We start from the raw sequence: 20,439 nt of genomic DNA on the forward strand, positions 1-20,439 counted from the left end.
GTGTAGTTTCTTATCGCATTGCCAAACTTCAAAAAAAGAAACAGTACAAGAAACCGATTTTTATATCAGCTAACATAGTATTACTTACAAAAATAAGAAGTTGCCATACCTTTAAAAAAGGGTTTAGCTTTAATCAAAAAAGCTAAACCCTTTAGTTTAAACTATTATTACTTAGGCAATATTATTCTCCAATAATATGAAGTTCATTGAATTCTTTTTCAACGATTAAGAAATGGTTTGTTTCAAAATCAAGTGCATTAAATTCAATCTTTTCATTGTCAATTTCAATTTCGGTCACTTTAAAAGGTAATCCTATAAAGTTAATTTTGTACTTAGTGTATGGAGTTTCATATTTTCCCTCTTTGTACAACTGGATAATTACTTCTTTTTCTTTTCCGACGGTTCTAAAAGATAAAAAGCTAAAACGTCCTTTTTTGTAATCATAACCATCCTGTGCATCTTCATAAACTTCTGATTTTTCCTTTCCCATTTTGAAGTAATAATCCAGTACAAGTTCATCAAACTCTAATTCCCCAACATATTGCTGAACCGGATATTTTGGAATAACAGACCCTGCTTTTACGAAAACCGGAATTTCATCAAATTTAGAATCAACCCAAACTTCACGACCTCCAGTTGCAAATTCATTTGTCCAATAGTTGTACCACTCGCCTCTTGGAATATACATACGTCTTCCTATGGCATTAGGCTCCAGAATCGGGCAAACTAGTATGTGATTACCGAAGATAAATTCGTCATTGCGATAATGTGTCTGTGTATCATCCTGATCGTAGTATACCAAAGGTTTCAGCATTGGAATCCCTTCTTCGATATACTGCCAGAACATCGTATATAAATAAGGTAATAACTGATAGCGAAGACTCACAAATTTTCGTGTAATATTAATTACTTCCTCATCAAAAGCCCAAGGTTCCTGATTTCCGTGATCACCGGAAGAATGTGTTCTACAGAAAGGATGAAAAACACCTAACTGAATCCATCGGGCATATAATTCGCCGGTTGGCTGTTCTGCAAAGCCGCCAATATCAGAACCTGTAAAGCCCATTCCGGAAATACACATGCGCTGTACCTGAATATTGGCAATCCATAAATGTTCCCATGTTGCTACATTATCACCGGTCCATGACGAAGTATAACGCTGGGCACCAGAATAAGCTGATCTTGTAATAACAAATGGACGTTTTGGATAAGCAAATCGTTTTACACCATGGTATGTTGCTCTTGCCATTTGTGTTCCGTAAATATTATGTGCTTTTCTGTGACTGCAAGGATTTCCATCATAATCATGACGAACATCCATAGGAAAAGTTTTATTAGGAACTTCCATAACTGCAGGTTCATTCATATCATTCCAGACTCCTTTTACACCAATATCCGAGATTAATTCTTTAAATAATCCTGCCCACCATTCGCGAACCACAGGATTGGTATAATCAGGAAAATTACATTCCCCCGGCCACACTTTTCCTTTCATATAAGGCCCATCGGCTCTTTTGCAGAAATAATCTTTCTCTAATCCTTCTTTATACACCCAGTAATCCTTGTCAATTTTGATTCCCGGATCAATGATTACAACTGTTTTAAAGCCATCTTCGGCTAATTCAGTGACCATTTTCTTTGGATCCGGAAAATAATTTTTATTCCACGTAAAACATCGAAAACCTTCCATATAGTCAATATCAAGATAAATGGCATCGCATGGAATCTTAAGTTCTCTGAACTTTGACGTGATTTCTTTTACTTTGCTTTCAGGATAATAACTCCATTTACATTGATGGTATCCCAAAACCCAAAGCGGAGGTAATTCAGGTTTTCCTGTTAAGTCAGTATATGTTGTCACTACATCCTGCATTTGTGGGCCATAAACGAAATAATAATTCATTTCGCCGCCTTCTGCCCAGAAGCTTGTAACGTTTCTTCTTTCCTGGCAAAAATCAAAAAAAGTTCGGAATGTATTATCAAAGAAAATACCGTATGATTGCTTGTTATGCAAGCCAATATAAAATGGAACAACCTTATACAAGGGTTCCTGATCTTTTTGATAAGCGTATTGATCTGTAGCAAAATTCTCAACTCTTTTGCCTTTTAAATTCATTTGGGTGGCTTTATCACCAAGACCATAAAAACATTCACCATCTTTTGATGATTTACTCATTTTTACAATATTCCCGCCATATTCATAACTTTCTTCCCAATGAAAACCAAGTTCGTCTTCCAGAATTAAAAAGTCATTTAAATCATAAATTGACAAACGGAGATCTGTTTTTTGAATTTTGCACTTTACTTTACTGGTTCTAATCTGAAAATAAGTTTCTTCTTCTGTCAGTTCGAGAAAGTTATATCCATGCAACTGGCTTTTATCGATAGCATACGAAAAATCGTTACTGAAATAGCCTTTTGTAGTAAATCTAAAACGGATTAAACTATCCCTTAGAATAGTAACTTTCAGGATTACCTTATTATCAGTATTAAAAAAAACAGAATCACCCTCGTGTTCATACGACACAATTTTTGACGGATACAAATCTCCCTTATACTCTAACTGTGTATTTACAATCATATTGCTAATGAATTAATTAAACCAACATATGTTCGTTCCAAACATACAAAAAAACTAAGTAAGCCCCTATGATTATTAGGTTTATTAACGAAAACGTTTTTTCTGAATGAGTGATAAAATATGTATTAAAAAAACATCAATTCAGTAATTTATAACTTTAAAAAATAACAAAATAACAGTCTAAAAAAAGTTGTTTAATTACACCAAAGAATAAACTGTAACACTTAATGGCGGTAAAATTAATTCAACAGAAAAATCCCTTCCATCATAGGAAGAAGATTCAATCTGTAAAGTTCCTGGATTACCTACTCCACTTCCGCTGTAAAGAGGAGAATCAGTATTAAAAATTTCTTTTAGCTTTCCTTTGTGAGGAATTCCAATTCTATAATTTTCCCGAACTACCTGAGTAAGATTGCAAACAACAATCAAATTTTCTTTAGAATTATTTCCCTTTCGGATATACGATATAACCGCATTTTGATGATCCGAATAATTAATCCACTCAAAACCTTCACCACTAAACTGTTTTTCATATAAAGCAGGCTGTGATTTGTACAATAAATTCAAATCGGTCACAATCTTTTTTATGCCTGAATGATAATCATACTGCAACAAATGCCAGTCGAGGCTGTTTTCAAAATTCCACTCGGCAGTCTGCCCAAATTCAGAACCCATAAATAATAATTTGGTTCCCGGATGGGTAAACATATAACCGTAAAGCAACCTTAAATTGGCAAATTTCTGCCATTCATCGCCCGGCATTTTATAGACAATAGACTGTTTCCCATAAACCACTTCATCATGTGAAAAAGGCAGCATGAAATTTTCGGTAAATGCATATGTCATTGAAAAAGTCAAATCATTCTGATGATATTTTCGGTAAACGGTTTCTTTCTGAAAGTACTTTAAAGTGTCATGCATCCACCCCATCATCCACTTCATTCCAAAGCCTAAGCCTCCTGTAAATGTTGGTCTGGAAACCATTGGAAAAGAAGTACTTTCTTCTGCAATTGTCTGAACACCTTGAAAATTAGCGTAGATTACTTCATTAAATTCCTTAAGAAAACTGATAGTTTCTAAATTTTCATTTCCTCCATAAATATTAGGTTCCCATTCGCCATCGTTTCTGGAATAATCCAAATACAACATCGACGCTACAGCATCAACACGTAAACCGTCAACATGATAATTTTGAAGCCAAAAAACAGCATTACTGATTAAAAAAGCGCGAACTTCATTACGACCGTAATTAAAAACAAGGCTTTTCCAGTCGGGATGATATCCTTTTCTGCGATCCGGATGTTCATACAAATGTGAACCGTCAAAAAATCCAAGCCCATGTGCATCATCAGGAAAATGGGATGGGACCCAATCTAAAATTACCCCAATTCCGGCCTGATGTAATTTATCTACCAACACCATAAAATCCTGTGGTTTTCCAAAACGGGAGGTTGGTGCAAAATAACCAACTAACTGATAACCCCATGATGGATCATAAGGATATTCCATAACAGGCATAAATTCTACATGTGTAAAACCTGTTTCTTTAACATAAGTAACCAAATCGTCAGCCAATTCCAAATAGGTTAAAAACTTATTATCATTACCACGTTTCCAGGAGCCCAAATGTACTTCGTAAACCGAATAAGGTTTATCTAAAGCATTCTTTTCATTACGCGACTGCATCCAGTTTTCATCTTTCCAGCTATAATCTAAATCCCAGACTACAGAAGCAGTATGGGGTGGTTTTTCGCAGTATAAAGAAAAAGGATCTGATTTTTCAGTTACGATTCCGTCAATGTTAGACTGAATCTTGTATTTATAAAGTGCGCCTTTATCTAAATTTGGAATAAAGCCTTCCCAAATACCTGAAGAATCCCAACGTACCTGAAGTAAATGCTCACCCTGAGTCCAGTAATTAAAATCGCCTACAACCGAAACAGATTGTGCTGTTGGAGCCCAAACAGCAAAATAAACACCTTTAACCCCATTGACTTCAACTAAGTGTGCACCTAATTTTTCGTATAATCTAAAGTGTTTTCCTGCCTTGAATAAATCGATATCAAAATCGGTAAATAGGGAATGCGTTATAACGTTGGACATATATTATTAGTAATTAGTGAATAGTACTTAGTAATTAGTTGTTGTTTATTGATGAGTAATAATGGTTCTTAGTAACAGTTCATTTATTTTAATGATTTTTCCTAGTAATTACCTCTCGCTAATCACTACTTACTAAAGGACTAAAAATTAATCTATCCTGAAATTATCCGGAAGCACCACTCCTTTTTTAATGACAACAATACCATCTTTAATACTGTATAATTCATTAGTGAAATTTTCTAAATGCTTACCTCCGTTAATATAGACATTATTTCCGATGCGTACATTTTTATCAACTAAAACATTTTTTATAAAGCAATTTTCTCCAATTCCAATATGTATCTTATTATTTATAGTGTCCTGATTCATTTCATCGAGATCCTGATAAAAATCATTCCCCATTACATACGAATGCTGAATAACAGTTCCGTCACCAATTCTGGAACGTATGCCAATTACAGAACTTTTTATTTCCTGTGCATTGATGATACAGCCTTCAGAAATTAGCGATTGATTAATATTTGAATTTCTGAATTTTGATGGCGGTAATAATCTTGGGCGTGTGAAAATCTTGTTATCGTTATCAAATAAATTAAATTCTGGTATATCTGCAGTTAAACCAATGTTTGCTTCGAAAAAGGATTCTATATTTCCAATATCTGTCCAATATCCTTCATACTGATAACTCAGGATTTTATGTTTACCAACAGCTTGCGGAATAATTTCTTTACCAAAATCTTTGGTATCAGGATCTGACATCAAATCTTCCAATAATTGGCGGTTGAAAATATAAATTCCCATAGAAGCCAGGTATTTTTTTCCCTGAGCCTGCATTTGCTCGCTTACTTCCGATTCCCATTCTGGTAAAAGTGAAGCATTTGGTTTTTCGATAAAAGCTTCAATGCAGCTTTCATTATTGGTTTTTAAGATTCCAAATTCAGGAGCATCCTTTGCATTTACTGGCAACGTCGCAATAGAAATCGCAGCATCGGCAGCAATATGAGCGTCCAGCATTTCATTAAAATCCATTTGATACAACTGATCTCCGGAAAGTATTAAAGCATATTCAAAATCATGTTTTAAAAAATGTGACATACACTGACGAACAGCATCTGCAGTACCCTGAAACCAGGTTGGGTTATCAGGAGTTTGCTCGGCAGCTAAAATATCAACAAATGACTGACTGAAAATACTAAAATTGAAAGTGTTTTTAATATGCGCATTTAATGAAGCCGAGTTAAACTGGGTCAAAACAAATATTTTAAAAATATCCGAATTGATACAATTGGATATCGGAATATCGACCAATCTGTATTTTCCACCAATCGGAACAGCTGGTTTCGATCTGGTTTCTGTTAATGGATATAAACGTGATCCCTGACCACCTCCTAAAATAATAGCAACGACTCCCTTTTTGTTAACTTTCATTTTTTTCAATTATTTGGTTATATATTTCGATATATTCTTGGCAAACTCTTTCCCAGGAATGATCTTTAGCCATCCCTCTTTTTATTATTTCATTGAAATGATTCTTATCAGTATATAATTTTACAGCTCGATTAATCGAATAGCAAACATCCTCAACCGAAGCCTGATCATGACAGATTCCGTTTCCATTATCACCAAAATCAATTACTGTATCCCGTAAACCACCAGTTCTTCTTACTATTGGAATGGTTCCGTATCTCAAAGCATACATCTGGTTTAACCCGCAAGGCTCTACTCTTGAAGGCATTAAAATAAAGTCTGAACCTGCATAAATCAAATGCGCTAATTCTTCATTATAACCAATAAAAACATTATAATTTCCTTGATATTCTTCTTTTAACTGAACTAATTGACTTTCAATATCCGGGTTTCCCGATCCTAAAATCAGGATATTCAAATTTTTGAAATTCTCAGACAAAGACAACACAGAAGACTGAGGCAAAAGATCACCTCCTTTTTCATCAAACAATCTACCAATAAAACTAAACAAAGGCTTAGAAGAATCTAATTCGAATCGCTCACACAATTTTTCTTTATTCTTTTGTTTTCCAAAGTCAAAGTTTTCAATAGAATAATGTTCTTCCAGCATTTTATCAGTTAGCGGATTCCATACTTCGATATCTATTCCGTTCAAAATTCCTCTTGATTTGATCCGAACTTTATTAAATAATGATTCCAGTCCGTTTGCAGAAACATTAATTTCATCCAGATAACTTGGAGAAACCGTAGTCACTGCACCAGCACATTTAATCGCTACTGCCAACGAATTCAAACAATTATCCCATTCCAGAAAACCGGCATGACGTACATCAAACTCCGGGATATAATTCATTTTATCATGATTAAACCATCCCTGATACAATCCGTTATGAATAGTAATAACGGTTTTAACATTACTTAGAATTTCATATTTATAACAATACAGAAGCATAAACGGAATTAATCCTGTATGATGATCATGACAGTTGATGACATCCGGAATTATATTCTCCTCTAAAATCCAGTTTAAAGTAGCAATTTGAAAGGATACAAAGCGTTCAATGTCATCTTCATAACCATAAACATTTGGCCTGTCAAATAATTCTTTTATTTCAATCAGATACAATTCATATCCTAATTTATCTGTTACTTCTTTTAAGACATTAAATGGAAAATCAAAATTCCCTAATACAACATTACCGGAATATACCGTTTCAAAAACATTTTCATTTTTAAATTTAGTATCATAACATGGAACTACTACCCTGACTTCATGACCCGCTTTTTTTTGGTATTTAGGTAATGCGCCAACAACATCGGCCAAACCGCCCACTTTTGCCATTGGATAACACTCAGTACTAATATGAAATATTTTCATGTAAGACTTCTATTTATAAAATTGATACTAGATTCTATTAATATTAAAACTCTGATAATTTGTGGTACTTTTATGTTTTTTAAATTTAGGAAAAAATAAATAAAATTTAGCCTTGGAGTAAAATTTATCATTATGCCAAAAAAAACACCAAATCCTACAAAATCTCTAAAAATCCCATTCTTTATTATTGTTTCTGTCAAATTATGTGCGATTATTTCCCATAAACTCGTTACGCTATATGCGGCTAAACTTTTTACAACACCAATAAAACATAAAATTCCGAAAAGAGAATTAAAAATGGATTCAGAAAGTATCCAAAACACACTTCATATTCCTGCTATACATAAAGATATTACGGTTTATGAATATGGAAAAAAAAATAAAAAAATATTGCTGGTACACGGTTGGTCAGGAAGGGGAACGCAATTGTTCAAAATCGCTGATTCATTATTAGAAAATGGATATTCAATTGTGAGTTTTGATGCTCCTGCCCACGGAAAATCTAAAGGCAGTACTACTATAATGTCTGAATTTATAGCCTCGATTTTAGAAATTGAAAACCAATATGGTCCTTTTGAAATTGCTATTGGTCATTCATTAGGTGGAATGTCGGTTTTGAATGCACTCAAAAACGGCTTACGAGTTAAAAAAGCTGTAATCATTGGAAGTGGTGATATTGTACAGAATATTTTGGATGATTTTATTTCTAAATTAAAGTTAAAACCCGAAATTAGTGTTCGTTTGCGTAATTACTTTGAAAAAAAATATCAGGTAAAGATGGATGATTTTTCGGCGTATAAAGCCGCAAAAGAAATAGAAATTCCAGTCTTGGTAATTCATGACAAAAATGATCCGGAAGTTCCTGTAAAAGCTGGAATTCACATTCATAATAATCTTCAAAACGGCAGTTTATACCTAACTGAAGGTTTAGGACACCGTAAAATTTTAGGAAATCATGATGTAATCAAAAAAATTTCAGAATTCATTGGAGAACAACAATAATTAAATTGAAATTGACATGGATTTATTTGGAGAAAAAAGAAATTGGGAACAAGATTTAAAACCCATTTTAAAAAAATATAAGGGCAAAAAACATCCTTTGAATTATGAAAACACATATCAGTTATTGGTAATGGTTGTTTTATCAGCGCAGGATTCTGATGCGAATATCAACAATATAGCTCCAGATCTGTTTACTAAATTCCCAACATTAAAAAGTTTATCAAAAGCAGATTCAGAAACTTTTACACCATACGTCAGCAAAGTTCGTAATCATGCTACCAAAACAAACTGGCTTTTAGAAATTGCCCGAACCATAAAAGATGACAAAAGTATTCCACTCACCATGAATGGACTTACCGTTTTGAAAGGTTTAGGAAGAAAATCTGCCAATGTGATTTTAAGGGAAACCGATCAGCCTGCAGAAGGCATTATCACTGACTTGCATGTAATTCGTGTTGCTCCCAGACTTGGAATTGCACAGGAAAGCAAGGAAGGCAACAAAGTAGAAAAACAATTGATGGAAGCTTTACCAAAGAAAATCTGGTCAGAAATTGGTATGGCAATTTCTTTTTTAGGCAGGGAAATCTGTCGGCCACAACCTAAATGTGAAGAATGCGTTTTGAATGATATTTGTTATTATTTTCTACATCTTAAAAATGGAATTTGATTGAACTATACCCGCTGGGTGAAATTAAAAATAAGTGTCAGGCTGAGTCCATTCGTCTTCGCTCAGGATAAACTTAGTCGAAGCCCTTTCGTATTCAAAAGCCTTCGACTCCGCTCAGGATGACATTAATTCCTTAAGTTATAAATGATATTTTACTCCCGATTTTATACTTTTTATAATCAAATCAATTTTTTTAATCAATTCACCCAACGGGTTAACCTATCTCTTTAGATATAAAAAAATGTCATCATCAGTTTTTTTTCAAAAAAAAATTATCGTAATATTGCAATATAAAAATAAGATAATGGGCGCAACTAAAACAGATCATTTTACCGATAAGCAAAATCAGATTGCTATAATTGCAAAAGCATTGGGGCATCCTGCCAGAATTGCCATCATTGAATACTTATTAAAAGTAGATACTTGTATATGCGGTGATATTGTAAATGAACTTCCTCTTGCACAACCTACAGTTTCTCAACACTTGAAAGAATTGAAAAACGCAGGTCTCATCAAAGGAAACATTGAAGGAAATTCGATTTGCTATTGTATCGACGAAAAAACATTTGATACCTTAAAGGAATACTTTTCTAAAATTATCCTGACTGTTACAAATCAAAAATGCTGTTAATATGGAAATTGCTTTTGTTATCTGTACAATATTATTAATCTTATATTCAGCATTAGCATTGTTTGATGGATTGTATTTACATCTTTATAAATATCGTTTGCATGAAAATAAAGAGAGTAAATTTGAGCATCTCATGCATACTATAAGAGCCTTTTTATTTTCAGGTATTCTTTATACATTGTTTATTAGCATCGAAAATAACAAACTATTTATTATAGGTTTACTATTTATTCTTCTGGACATTTTTATAATGACTATCGATGCATTTGTAGAAAAAGACAGTCGGGAATTTATGGGTGGTCTACCTCGCTGGGAGTATATGATACATCTTTTGGTAAATGGTTTTCATTTTGCCGGTCTTGCTGTATTTCTAGTTCTTAAAATCAATCTTACAAAAGAAGGCATGGTGAGCTTGCAAAATAATTTTCAGGAATTTGAAAGTTATAATCTTTTTAAAATAATTGTTCTAAATATCTTACCTGGTTCAATTTTAATAGGCTTACTACATGTTTTGGTTTATATACCTGGATTCAATTTTTACTTTAGAAAAATCCAACTTAAGTGTTGTTAAAAACTTTTTTTCGCAACAAAAATCGCAATATTGCAATAAACAATTAAATAAAAGATTATGAAACTTTCAGAAATCAAACAAATACTGAATACTGTTGAAACAGTAAATTTTCAATTACCAAACGGAAGCTATGTTCCGGAATATTTTCATGTAACCGAAGTTGGTTTAATTACCAAAAACTTTATTGATTGTGGCGGAACGGTTCGCAAAGAAACTGTTGTTAATTTTCAGCTTTGGGATGCCAATGATTTTGAACATCGCTTAAAACCACAAAAACTCATTCATATTATCGAGCTTTCGGAAAAGGTTTTGGGAATTGAAGATTTTGAAATTGAAGTAGAATACCAAGACCATACTATTGGCAAATATGATTTAGACTTTAATGGTAAAGATTTTCAACTTCTTAATAAGCAAACGGCTTGTTTGGCTCAGGAAAATTGTGGAACTCCTAAAGAAAAATCTAAATTGAATCTTACCCAACTTCATACAGACAATACTAATTCCTGCACTCCTGGCGGAAGCTGCTGCTAATTTTTACATCTAAGAAAATGCTAAATAAAGAAATCTTATTTCCTGAAATTGAACAAACCGTGTTATCTTTTGATTTTGATGGAATTGACTTTGAACGCAAAAATATTTTGCAGCCGCTTATAGATTTTATTCAGTTTAAAGTTGACAGTAAAGAAGACATTCGCCTGAATTTAATTTGTACACACAATTCCAGAAGAAGTCATTTATCGCAAATTTGGGCGCAAACGGCAGCCCATTATTACAGAATCAAAAATATTTTTTGCTATTCGGGAGGAACGGAAGCTACAGCAATGTTTCCAAAAGTTGCTGAAGTTTTAGAAAACACAGGTTTTAAAATTCAAAAACTTTCTCAGGAAAACAATCCCGTTTATGCCATAAAATTTGCTGAGAATGCATCTCCAATTATTGGTTTTTCTAAAACTTATGATGATATATTCAATCCTGAAAGTGGTTTTGCTGCAATTATGACCTGCTCACAGGCTGACGAAGGCTGTCCGTTTATTGCAGGGGCAGAAAACAGAATTCCGATTATGTTTGAAGATCCAAAAGCTTTTGATAATACAGCACAGCAAACTGAGAAATATAAGGAACGTAGTCTTCAAATTGCAACTGAAATGTTTTATGTTTTCTCTCAAATAAAAAAATAATATGGCTATAAATCATTGTGCTCCGGTTGCAGAAAGAAAAAAACTGGGTTTTCTGGATCGATTTCTTACAGTCTGGATTTTTCTTGCCATGATAATAGGTGTTACTATTGGCTGTTTTATTCCGTCAAGCGGAAATTTTATAAACTCCTTTTCCAGCGGAACTACCAATATTCCGTTGGCAATTGGACTCATTTTGATGATGTATCCGCCTTTGGCAAAAGTGAAATATGAAAACATGGGAGAAGTTTTTAAAAATACAAAAATCCTTGGCGCTTCATTATTCCTAAATTGGATAGTTGGACCAATATTGATGTTTGCACTGTCGCTTCTATTTTTAAAAAGCTATCCGGAATACATGATTGGTTTGATACTTATTGGTTTGGCTCGCTGCATTGCAATGGTTGTGGTTTGGAATGATCTGGCTGATGGAAACCGTGAATATGCCGCAGGATTAATCGCTTTAAACAGTATTTTTCAGGTTTTGCTTTATAGTATTTATGCTTATATTTTTATCACGATTTTGCCTCCTTATTTTGGGTATACAGGATTTAATGTAGATATAAGCATTGGGCAAATTGCAGAAAGCGTAGGCATTTATTTAGGAATTCCTTTTGCGCTTGGTAGTATAAGTCGTTATAGCTTGGTAAAACTTAAAGGAGAAGAATGGTTTCAGAATAAATATGTTCCCTTTATATCTCCTGTTACCTTGATTGCTTTACTGTTTACGATTGTGATTATGTTTAGTTTAAAAGGAGAATTGATTGTTGAAATTCCGATGGATGTACTTCTAATTGCGATTCCTTTGGTGATTTATTTTGTTGTCATGTTTGTCATTAGCTTTTTTATCGGAAAGTATTTTGGTGCCGATTATTCGAAAAGTGCTGCGATTGCTTTTACAGCTACAGGAAATAATTTTGAATTAGCAATTGCTGTAGCCATTGGTGTTTTCGGAATTAACAGCGGACAGGCTTTTGCAGGTGTTATTGGTCCATTAGTAGAAGTTCCTGCATTGATTGCACTTGTGAATGTTGCTTTTTGGTTTAGAAAAAAGTATTTTTTTAGATTCAATTATTGAAGTTTTAAAATATTAGTTTTTACTCAATTTCTAATTAAACCTAAAGCCTTAGCCCAGATGGAAACGGCATCCTTTTGTGGCAGCGTTTGCCACAAAAGATATAGTGTACAGCTGGAAATAGCTCCTAAAGACAATAAAGTATCTTTTAAATCTGAAATAAATTGAACATTAACATATCATTTAAATATTGTACAAAGATATTATTAGTATTTTTGGAGCTATTTCAAAAATTCGAATCACGCTATGCGAAAAACTCAGCTCTTTTTAATTTTTTTTATCAGTATACAAATTTCTTTTGCTCAACAGCCACAAAAACCTAATGCTGTTGAAATTTATAATCAAATTCAAAAATTAAACTTTTTAGGATCTGTACTGTATATTGCAGCACATCCTGATGATGAAAATACGCGATTAATTTCATATCTATCCAATGAAGTAAATGCCAGAACCGGTTATTTATCTCTAACACGTGGCGATGGTGGACAAAATTTAATTGGCTCTCAATTACGTGAATTATTGGGTGTAATTAGAACTCAGGAATTAATTGAAGCCAGAAAAATTGATGGCGGGGAACAATTTTTTTCTCGTGCGAATGATTTTGGTTTTTCTAAAAACCCTGATGAAACTTTAAAAATATGGGACAAAGACAAAGTACTTGCCGATGTTGTCTGGACCATTAGAAAATTCCAGCCAGATGTAATCATTAACCGTTTTGATCATCGTTCCCCAGGAACTACTCATGGACATCATACTTCATCCGCAATGCTGAGTGTTGAGAGTTTTGATTTGACAAATAATCCTAAAATATATCCTGAACAATTAGAATATGTAAATCCATGGCAGGTAAAACGACAGTTTTTTAATCCGTCATGGTGGTTTTACGGCAGTCAGGAAAAGTTTGATGCGGCTGATAAATCTAAATTTACTACACTGGAAACTGGTGTTTACTATGCCGGAACAGGAAAATCGAATCAGGAAATTGCAGCTTTAAGCCGCAGCCGTCATCAATCGCAAGGTTTTGGAAGTACAGGAAGCCGTGGTAACGAAACTGAATATCTGGAACTGATAAATGGAGAGAAACCAAAAGACCGCAACAATTTATTTGATGGAATTGACACTACATGGAACCGTGTCAAAAACGGAAAACCAATTGGGGAACTGATTTCAAAAATTATTGCCAATTATAATTTCAACAATCCATCAGCCAGTATTCCTGATCTGGTAAGTGCCTATGATATGATTCAGTCTTTGGAAGATACTCATTGGAAAGATTTAAAATCGGATGCTATAAAAAACATCATCGCATCCAGTGCAGGCTTATATTTAGAAGCAGTTGCCGAAGAACAGGAAGCAACACCAGGAAGCACTATTAAATTAAATCTTGAAGCAATCAACAGATCTTCAGTTGAAATGCAATTGACAGGCTTAACTTCTTTACCGGATAACAAAACCACGGTTAAATATAAACTTTTCTTAAAAAACAATAACGACCAACGATTAAAACTCGAAATTGAGCTTCCCGAGACTATGGAATATACACAACCTTATTGGCTGAAAGAAAAAGCTAGTATTGGAATGTATACCGTTTCTAAGCAGGAAATCATAGGAATTCCCGATATTATCAGAGATGTAAAAGTTGTTTTTAATGTAAAAATTAATGGTATTGAAATTCCGTTTGAAAGAACTGTAGTATATAAATATAACGACGGTGTAAAAGGCGAAATGTATAATTTTCTGGATATTGTACCGGAAGTAACTACTTCAATTCTTGAAAAAGTACTGATTTTTAAAGATAATGAAAGTAAATTGGTACCGGTAAAAGTACGTGCCGGAAAAGATGGTATTAAGGGAGATTTGCAACTTGAGCTGCCTAAAAGCTGGATAGTTTCTCCAAAACTAATTCCGTTTTCTTTGGATAAAAAAGGCATGGAACAAACATTTTATTTTGAAGTTACACCTCCATCAAATTTTGAAGAAGCTATTGCTAAAAGCGTTGCAATTATTAACAATCAACGTTTTGACAAAGATGAAACTGTCATTGATTTTGCGCATATTACCAAACAAATGGTTTTAAAATCTGCTGAATCAAAATTTTTAAAAATTGATTTAAAAACAAGTGGTGGTGCTATTGGCTATATTATGGGTGCAGGTGATGAAGTTCCTGAAAGCTTAGCACAGATGGGTTATAAAGTAACTATTTTAAAACCAGAAGAAATTACTCCGGAAAAACTTGATTCATTTACTGTTGTCATTACCGGAATTCGTGCCTATAACACTTTAACTGCTCTGGCTAATAAACAATCTATTCTATTTGATTTTGTAAAAAGTGGCAAAACTATGATTGTACAATACAATACCAATGGTAAATTAATTACTGACCAGATAGCTCCTTACCCGCTTAAACCTTCTAATGATCGTGTTACAGAAGAAAATGCGAAAATTACTTTTTTAGCCCCGAATCATCCGGTTTTAAATATTCCAAATAAAATCAGTACAAAAGATTTTGAAGGCTGGACACAAGAACAAGGATTATATTATCCTAACCAGTTCGATTCTGCTTTTACTCCTATTATATCCTCCCATGATAAAGGTGAGTCTGGAAAAAATGGTGCTTTGTTAGTGGCTCCATATGGAAAAGGATACTACATTTACACAGGCCTGAGCTTTTTTAGAGAATTGCCTGAAGGTGTTCCCGGTGCTTATCGATTACTTTCGAATATTATATCGTTAAAACAACCCATAGAGGCTCCAAAACAGGAATTAAAAAACTAAAACTCAAAATGGAAACTAAAAAAGAAAAAAAATGGAAAAAAAGCTATACTTATGTATTAGTTGCTAATGCTGTTTACATTATTATTTTTTTCTTAATCATGCAATTATACTCATAACTTATGCAGCTATTTGACTGGATTGTACTCATTGTTACCCTTTTGTTCATTGTAGGATATGGATCCTGGAAAACCAAAGGCAGCAAAAATGTCGAAGACTTTATTTTAGGAAATAACGAAACACCGTGGTATACTGTAGGGCTTTCAGTAATGGCGACACAGGCAAGTGCCATTACTTTTTTGTCTACACCGGGACAGGCTTATCATGACGGAATGGGTTTTGTACAGTTTTATTTTGGATTGCCTATTGCTATGATTGTCATTTGTTTGACATTTATTCCATTATACCATAAAAACAAAGTTTTTACCGCCTATGAATTTCTGGAAAAACGATTTGATGTAAAAACCCGTTCGTTAGCTGCTATTCTTTTTTTAGTCCAAAGAGGATTAGGAACTGGCCTAACCATTTATGCTCCTGCAATTATATTATCAACTCTGTTAGGCTGGAATTTAACTTTCATGAACATTATTATTGGTGTACTGGTTATCATTTACACTTTCTCAGGAGGAACAAAAGCTGTAAACGTGACTCAAAAGCAGCAAATGTTTGTTATTATGTCCGGAATGTTTATCACTTTTTTTCTAATTCTACATTATTTGCCACAGGATATGACTTTTTCAAGTGCCATGCATATAGCCGGTGCAAATGACAAGATGAATATTGTAAATTTTTCTTTTGATCCTGAAGAAAGATATACTTTTTGGAGCGGAATCACAGGTGGTTTTTTCCTTATGCTTGCCTACTTTGGCACTGATCAATCACAAGTTGGCCGTTACTTATCTGGAAAATCTGTTAAGGAGAGCCAAATGGGATTAATTATGAACGGTCTTTTAAAAGTTCCTATGCAATTTTTTATTCTACTAACGGGAGTCATGGTTTTTGTGTTTTTTCAATTCAATCCCGTTCCTTTAAACTTTAATCCGAATAATAAAATTGTTATTGAAAAATCTGCTTTCAAAGACCAATATCATGCGTTGGAAATCAAACTAAATAAGCTATCTGAAGATAAAAAAGTAATCAATCTTTTGTATATTGAACAATTAAATCAGGATTATGACAATCCTATTCTTCGAAAAGAATTAGTCACATTATCCAACAAGGAAAAAGATCTGCGAGACCGGGCAAAAGAATTGATTTCTAAAGCTGATAGCAATAGCGAAACCAATGATAAAGATTATGTGTTTTTTCATTTCATTTTACATTATTTGCCAAAAGGACTTATTGGATTACTGCTTGCTGTTATTATTTCGGCAGCGATGTCTTCAACAGCTTCAGGTTTAAATGCTTTGGCCTCAACTACTGCAATTGATATCTATAAGAGAAATCTAAAAGAAGAGAAGTCTGAAAAACATTATCTTAATGCAACCAAATTCTTCACACTTTTTTGGGGAATTGTTGCTATACTTTTTGCTTGTGTAGGTACTTTATTTGAGAATTTAATTCAGTTGGTTAACATAATTGGTTCTATTTTTTATGGTACGGTTCTGGGAATCTTTTTGGTTGGATTTTATCTGCGAAGCGTTCAGGCAAAACCAATGTTCTATAGTGCAATTATTAGCCAGTTTACTATTTTCGTCATTTATTACTTTATGATATACATTTACCCTAGTGGTGAGGAAAAATTAGGTTACTTATGGTTGAATTTTATTGGTGCAATCCTAACGATCTTATTATCATTATTTATGCAAATTTCTTTTTTTAAAAGAAAAAATAATGAGTTGAGCGAGTTATAGTTCTATTTACTTTTTATAATATCACTGAATATGCTGAATTTTAATTTTACTCCGTTTCCGGTTATAGAAACAGATCGTTTGATTTTAAGACGAATTACAAACGACGATGTAAATGAAGTTTTTGAATTACGTTCTAATCCGGAAACAATGAAATACATTCCCAGACCTTTAGTAAAATCTAGTGAAGACGCGCTCGAACATATTGCAATGATTGAAGAAAAAATAGTAACAAATACCGGCATTAATTGGGGAATTACTTTAAAAACCAACTCTAAACTCCTTGGTATTATTGGTTATTACAGAATGCAGCCTGAAAATTACCGAGCCGAAATAGGTTATATATTACTTCCTGATTTTCACGGAAAAGGAATTATTACAGAGGCAGTACAACGATTAATTACTTTTGGGTTTAACGATTTAAAACTACACTCAATTGAAGCCGTAATTGATCCTGAGAATTTTGCGTCTGAAAAGGTTTTACAAAAATGCAATTTCGTCAAAGAAGCTCATTTTAAAGAATCTGACTTTTATGAAGGAAAATTTCTGGATAAGGTAATTTATTCACTATTGAATAATTAAAATTTCATTAATAATGAATGCTTAAAAAAAATATAATTATCATTATTAAATTCCATTATATTTACAGGCAAAACAAGATAATTTTACTGTTTTCAACTTTTAAGCATGAAAAAAATACTTTTTATAATTGTTTTTATATTTTCTGGTAGCGTACAAAGTCAAACATATGTAAAATTTAATGTTTTTACAGCACTTGCTCTTGTTCCAAATGTAGGAGTAGAAACCAGTATTGGAGAAAAAACTACTTTTAGCTTTGATATAATGGCTTCCTTTTGGGAATCAGTTGATGGCAAAAAACCAATGAAGTTTATTACTTATACACCTGAAATACGGTACCATTTTAAAGAAAAATATAATGGTTTATATGCTGGAGGCCATATGGGATTTGATAGTTATGAACTTCAAAAATGGGATTATTGGAATGATTTCCCAAATCGCTATGAGAAAGGAATGGGCTACAGAATTGGAGCCACAATTGGTTACAATAAAAAACTAAATAATAAATTTTTATTAGATATTTTTATTAGAGGAGGCTGGCATCACGGCTTTTATAAAGGTCATTATAATGATGGAACGCCCGGAAGTTATGAAAACATAAAAAATTGGAATAAAAGTGGTGAATGGCTTCCATACGGAGGGGGAATTATGATTTCCTACAAAATAAATTAATTTTCAGGAAACTTAGATAGTGATTTCACATACAATTCTTCTACCTTTTTTCTAGCCCAATCTGTCTTTCTTAAAAAAGTCAAACTTGATTTTATACTGGGGTTTTCAGTAAAGCATTTTATCGAAATTAATTCACTCAAAGTATCAAACCCATAATAATCAACTAATTTTTCTACTATCGTTTGAAGTGTAATTCCGTGTAAAGGATCTTTTGATTTTTGATTTTCCATTCTGCAAATTTATATCATTTCTACAAAAACAATTGCTCTTTCATATATTTGTTCTTAAATTTGTCATCTATGTTAAAAACTGTCAATATACTGAATAAAAGAGCCAGGTTTGATTATGAAATAATCGACACCTACACTGCCGGAATTGTTTTGGCCGGAACTGAAATTAAATCCATTCGATTAGGAAAGGCAAATATTACCGAAAGCTTTTGTGAATTTAGTAATAATGAGCTTTTTGCCATTAATACCTATATCGAAGAATATGCCTTTGGAAATCAATTCAATCATAAATCAAGAAGTGAGAGAAAATTGCTATTGAACAGGAAAGAGTTAAAAAATCTTCAAAAAAGTGTTCAGGCAAAAGGATTGACTATAGTACCGCTAAAATTATTTACAAATGAAAAAGGACTTGCCAAACTACAAATTGGTCTTTGTAAAGGAAAGAAAAATTACGATAAACGTGAATCCCTGAAAGAACAGGACACGAAACGTGATTTGGACCGAATTAAAAAAGCTTTCAATTAGTCTTTTTTCTATAATAAAGCAATATGATGAGTATTGCTTTTTTTTTTATAAATGACTGGAGGTTAATTTTAATATTCAAGACTCAAAAAAGCTTTTCCAAGATTTTTAATAATATCCGAGGCAATAAAAGATTGATAGCCTGTTTGGGGTAAAGCAATATCAGCCGTCAATCCGTGAAGAAAAACACCCAATTGTGCTGCCTCAAGGGGCTGATAACTTTGAGCAATCAAACTAGTAATAATTCCGGTTAGTACATCTCCGCTTCCCGCCGTTGCCAAAGCAGCATTTCCGGTGGTATTTTGATAGACCGTAGTTTCATTTATAATAAAAGTTGGTGCTCCTTTCATCACTATAATAACGTTATATTGTTCTGAAAAAGCGATTGTTTTTTGAAATTTATGAGATTCGGAGTCCCATTTACCTATTAAACGCTCTAACTCCTTTTGATGTGGCGTTAAAATTGTTTTCTCAGGAATCAGTTCAAGCCAGGACTGGTTTTCTGACAAAATGTTCAAAGCATCAGCGTCAAGAACCAAGGGTAATTTATTCACTCTCAAAAATTCAAACAAACCCTTTTGTGTAGCCAGATCCTTCCCTATTCCGGGTCCGATTCCAATTGCTTGCGGAATAAAAGGCAAATTTATCTGAGTGATGAAATTTGTATTTTCATCAGTGAGAACCATAACTTCAGGATTTGAAATCTGCAGAATTTGATAACCACACTTTGGTATAAAAGTCGTCACAAGTCCACAGCCGGATTTGATACACGATTTCGAAGCCAGAACTGCTGCCCCTATTTTACCATAACTTCCGGCAATGATAACTCCATGTCCCTGAAGTCCTTTGTGTGTTAATGAATTTACAGTTTTGTAAAATTTAAGAATTTCTTCTTTTGTGATTAAATAGGATTTTTTCATTTAGGCAATTTAATATTTAAAGTTACATAAAAACTGAATACAAGTTATTATAAGCATAGAGCCGTAGCCCTGGTAGTAGTGACATCCTTTTTGTTTTTTCTTCAAAACAAAAAGATATAGCGAATAACAGGGCACGAGCTAAAAGCGAACTAAAGAAGTAAACAGCTCCTAATCATTGCGAAATTTATAATTTAGACGCCTTATTTTAGATATTTTTTAAATAAATTTGCATCTCAATTTTTAT

General features: G+C 33.2%; 18 protein-coding genes. 12 read left to right on the top strand and 6 right to left on the bottom strand.

Going from position 1 to position 20,439, the window contains the following annotated elements; genetic code table 11:
• Positions 1–181: 181 nt before the first annotated feature.
• From FLACHUCJ7_RS16040 to FLACHUCJ7_RS16055, 4 genes are all read right to left on the bottom strand, one after another.
• Positions 182–2,581 carry a glycoside hydrolase family 31 protein gene (locus tag FLACHUCJ7_RS16040; RefSeq protein WP_078228231.1) on the bottom strand — a complete coding sequence of 800 codons (2,400 nt, stop codon included), beginning with the start codon at positions 2,579–2,581 and terminating at the stop codon, positions 182–184.
• A 198-nt stretch (positions 2,582–2,779) separates the two neighbouring features.
• Positions 2,780–4,684 (bottom strand): 1,4-alpha-glucan branching protein GlgB, encoded by a 1,905-nt coding sequence (gene glgB / locus FLACHUCJ7_RS16045; RefSeq protein ID WP_078228232.1) that lies wholly within the window; start codon positions 4,682–4,684, stop codon positions 2,780–2,782.
• Positions 4,685–4,831: 147 nt separating this feature from the next.
• The gene (locus FLACHUCJ7_RS16050; RefSeq protein ID WP_078228850.1) at positions 4,832–6,112 is read right to left on the bottom strand and encodes a glucose-1-phosphate adenylyltransferase; all 1,281 of its coding nucleotides are present in this window, start codon (positions 6,110–6,112) and stop codon (positions 4,832–4,834) included.
• Positions 6,102–7,529, bottom strand: coding sequence for a glycogen synthase (locus tag FLACHUCJ7_RS16055; RefSeq protein ID WP_180909583.1), 1,428 nt, complete (start codon positions 7,527–7,529; stop codon positions 6,102–6,104). Before FLACHUCJ7_RS16055 ends, FLACHUCJ7_RS16050 begins: the two co-directional genes overlap by 11 nt.
• Positions 7,530–7,661: 132 nt before the next feature.
• On the opposite strand from FLACHUCJ7_RS16055, the gene FLACHUCJ7_RS16060 reads away from it, so the two are divergent.
• From FLACHUCJ7_RS16060 to FLACHUCJ7_RS16110, 11 genes are all read left to right on the top strand, one after another.
• Positions 7,662–8,531 (top strand): alpha/beta fold hydrolase, encoded by an 870-nt coding sequence (locus FLACHUCJ7_RS16060; RefSeq protein ID WP_180909584.1) that lies wholly within the window; start codon positions 7,662–7,664, stop codon positions 8,529–8,531.
• Between the two features lie 16 nt (positions 8,532–8,547).
• Positions 8,548–9,198 carry an endonuclease III domain-containing protein gene (locus FLACHUCJ7_RS16065; RefSeq protein ID WP_078228235.1) on the top strand — a complete coding sequence of 217 codons (651 nt, stop codon included), beginning with the start codon at positions 8,548–8,550 and terminating at the stop codon, positions 9,196–9,198.
• A gap of 304 nt (positions 9,199–9,502) precedes the next feature.
• Positions 9,503–9,829, top strand: coding sequence for an ArsR/SmtB family transcription factor (locus FLACHUCJ7_RS16070; RefSeq protein ID WP_031453475.1), 327 nt, complete (start codon positions 9,503–9,505; stop codon positions 9,827–9,829).
• A gap of 1 nt (position 9,830) precedes the next feature.
• Complete coding sequence (locus FLACHUCJ7_RS16075) at positions 9,831–10,400, top strand: hypothetical protein (protein ID WP_180909585.1); 570 nt, start codon at positions 9,831–9,833, stop codon at positions 10,398–10,400.
• A 57-nt stretch (positions 10,401–10,457) separates the two neighbouring features.
• Entirely contained in the window at positions 10,458–10,931 is a 474-nt protein-coding gene (locus FLACHUCJ7_RS16080; RefSeq protein WP_180909586.1) for a DUF6428 family protein, read from the top strand.
• A gap of 17 nt (positions 10,932–10,948) precedes the next feature.
• Entirely contained in the window at positions 10,949–11,578 is a 630-nt protein-coding gene (locus tag FLACHUCJ7_RS16085; RefSeq protein ID WP_180909587.1) for an arsenate-mycothiol transferase ArsC, read from the top strand.
• Position 11,579: 1 nt separating this feature from the next.
• Entirely contained in the window at positions 11,580–12,653 is a 1,074-nt protein-coding gene (arsB, locus tag FLACHUCJ7_RS16090; protein ID WP_180909588.1) for an ACR3 family arsenite efflux transporter, read from the top strand.
• Positions 12,654–12,896: 243 nt separating this feature from the next.
• Positions 12,897–15,425: a PIG-L family deacetylase gene (locus tag FLACHUCJ7_RS16095; RefSeq protein ID WP_180909589.1), complete on the top strand. Its 2,529-nt coding sequence runs from the start codon at positions 12,897–12,899 to the stop codon at positions 15,423–15,425.
• 119 nt (positions 15,426–15,544) lie between these two features.
• Positions 15,545–17,275 (top strand): sodium:solute symporter, encoded by a 1,731-nt coding sequence (locus tag FLACHUCJ7_RS16100; protein ID WP_078228239.1) that lies wholly within the window; start codon positions 15,545–15,547, stop codon positions 17,273–17,275.
• A 30-nt stretch (positions 17,276–17,305) separates the two neighbouring features.
• A complete protein-coding gene (locus FLACHUCJ7_RS16105) occupies positions 17,306–17,854 on the top strand; it encodes a GNAT family N-acetyltransferase (RefSeq protein ID WP_180909590.1) in 549 nt (182 codons plus the stop codon).
• 105 nt (positions 17,855–17,959) lie between these two features.
• Positions 17,960–18,523, top strand: a complete 564-nt coding sequence (locus FLACHUCJ7_RS16110; RefSeq protein ID WP_180909591.1) for a DUF3575 domain-containing protein — start codon at positions 17,960–17,962, stop codon at positions 18,521–18,523.
• Here the strand turns inward: FLACHUCJ7_RS16110 and FLACHUCJ7_RS16115 are convergent.
• The gene (locus FLACHUCJ7_RS16115; RefSeq protein WP_078228242.1) at positions 18,520–18,753 is read right to left on the bottom strand and encodes a VF530 family protein; all 234 of its coding nucleotides are present in this window, start codon (positions 18,751–18,753) and stop codon (positions 18,520–18,522) included. The genes FLACHUCJ7_RS16110 and FLACHUCJ7_RS16115 overlap by 4 nt on opposite strands.
• Positions 18,754–18,822: 69 nt before the next feature.
• Between FLACHUCJ7_RS16115 and smpB the strand changes: the two genes are divergently transcribed.
• Entirely contained in the window at positions 18,823–19,278 is a 456-nt protein-coding gene (gene smpB, locus FLACHUCJ7_RS16120; protein ID WP_031453465.1) for an SsrA-binding protein SmpB, read from the top strand.
• A 68-nt stretch (positions 19,279–19,346) separates the two neighbouring features.
• On the opposite strand, the gene FLACHUCJ7_RS16125 is transcribed toward smpB, so the two are convergent.
• Positions 19,347–20,195, bottom strand: coding sequence for an NAD(P)H-hydrate dehydratase (locus tag FLACHUCJ7_RS16125; protein ID WP_180909592.1), 849 nt, complete (start codon positions 20,193–20,195; stop codon positions 19,347–19,349).
• Positions 20,196–20,439 lie beyond the last annotated feature (244 nt).

Origin of the sequence: Flavobacterium salmonis (genome assembly GCF_903819435.1) — a bacterium.
Lineage (GTDB): Bacteria > Bacteroidota > Bacteroidia > Flavobacteriales > Flavobacteriaceae > Flavobacterium > Flavobacterium chungangense.

Coding starts and splice junctions, on each gene's coding strand:
- FLACHUCJ7_RS16085 (WP_180909587.1), top strand. CDS start 10,949: ATGCTAAATAAAGAAATCTTATTTCCTGAAATTGAACAAACCGTGTTA.
- FLACHUCJ7_RS16065 (WP_078228235.1), top strand. CDS start 8,548: ATGGATTTATTTGGAGAAAAAAGAAATTGGGAACAAGATTTAAAACCC.
- FLACHUCJ7_RS16050 (WP_078228850.1), bottom strand. CDS start 6,112: ATGAAAGTTAACAAAAAGGGAGTCGTTGCTATTATTTTAGGAGGTGGT.
- FLACHUCJ7_RS16100 (WP_078228239.1), top strand. CDS start 15,545: ATGCAGCTATTTGACTGGATTGTACTCATTGTTACCCTTTTGTTCATT.
- FLACHUCJ7_RS16070 (WP_031453475.1), top strand. CDS start 9,503: ATGGGCGCAACTAAAACAGATCATTTTACCGATAAGCAAAATCAGATT.
- FLACHUCJ7_RS16105 (WP_180909590.1), top strand. CDS start 17,306: ATGCTGAATTTTAATTTTACTCCGTTTCCGGTTATAGAAACAGATCGT.
- FLACHUCJ7_RS16075 (WP_180909585.1), top strand. CDS start 9,831: ATGGAAATTGCTTTTGTTATCTGTACAATATTATTAATCTTATATTCA.
- FLACHUCJ7_RS16055 (WP_180909583.1), bottom strand. CDS start 7,529: ATGAAAATATTTCATATTAGTACTGAGTGTTATCCAATGGCAAAAGTG.
- FLACHUCJ7_RS16110 (WP_180909591.1), top strand. CDS start 17,960: ATGAAAAAAATACTTTTTATAATTGTTTTTATATTTTCTGGTAGCGTA.
- FLACHUCJ7_RS16060 (WP_180909584.1), top strand. CDS start 7,662: ATGCCAAAAAAAACACCAAATCCTACAAAATCTCTAAAAATCCCATTC.
- FLACHUCJ7_RS16115 (WP_078228242.1), bottom strand. CDS start 18,753: ATGGAAAATCAAAAATCAAAAGATCCTTTACACGGAATTACACTTCAA.
- arsB (WP_180909588.1), top strand. CDS start 11,580: ATGGCTATAAATCATTGTGCTCCGGTTGCAGAAAGAAAAAAACTGGGT.
- smpB (WP_031453465.1), top strand. CDS start 18,823: ATGTTAAAAACTGTCAATATACTGAATAAAAGAGCCAGGTTTGATTAT.
- glgB (WP_078228232.1), bottom strand. CDS start 4,684: ATGTCCAACGTTATAACGCATTCCCTATTTACCGATTTTGATATCGAT.
- FLACHUCJ7_RS16095 (WP_180909589.1), top strand. CDS start 12,897: ATGCGAAAAACTCAGCTCTTTTTAATTTTTTTTATCAGTATACAAATT.
- FLACHUCJ7_RS16040 (WP_078228231.1), bottom strand. CDS start 2,581: ATGATTGTAAATACACAGTTAGAGTATAAGGGAGATTTGTATCCGTCA.
- FLACHUCJ7_RS16125 (WP_180909592.1), bottom strand. CDS start 20,195: ATGAAAAAATCCTATTTAATCACAAAAGAAGAAATTCTTAAATTTTAC.
- FLACHUCJ7_RS16080 (WP_180909586.1), top strand. CDS start 10,458: ATGAAACTTTCAGAAATCAAACAAATACTGAATACTGTTGAAACAGTA.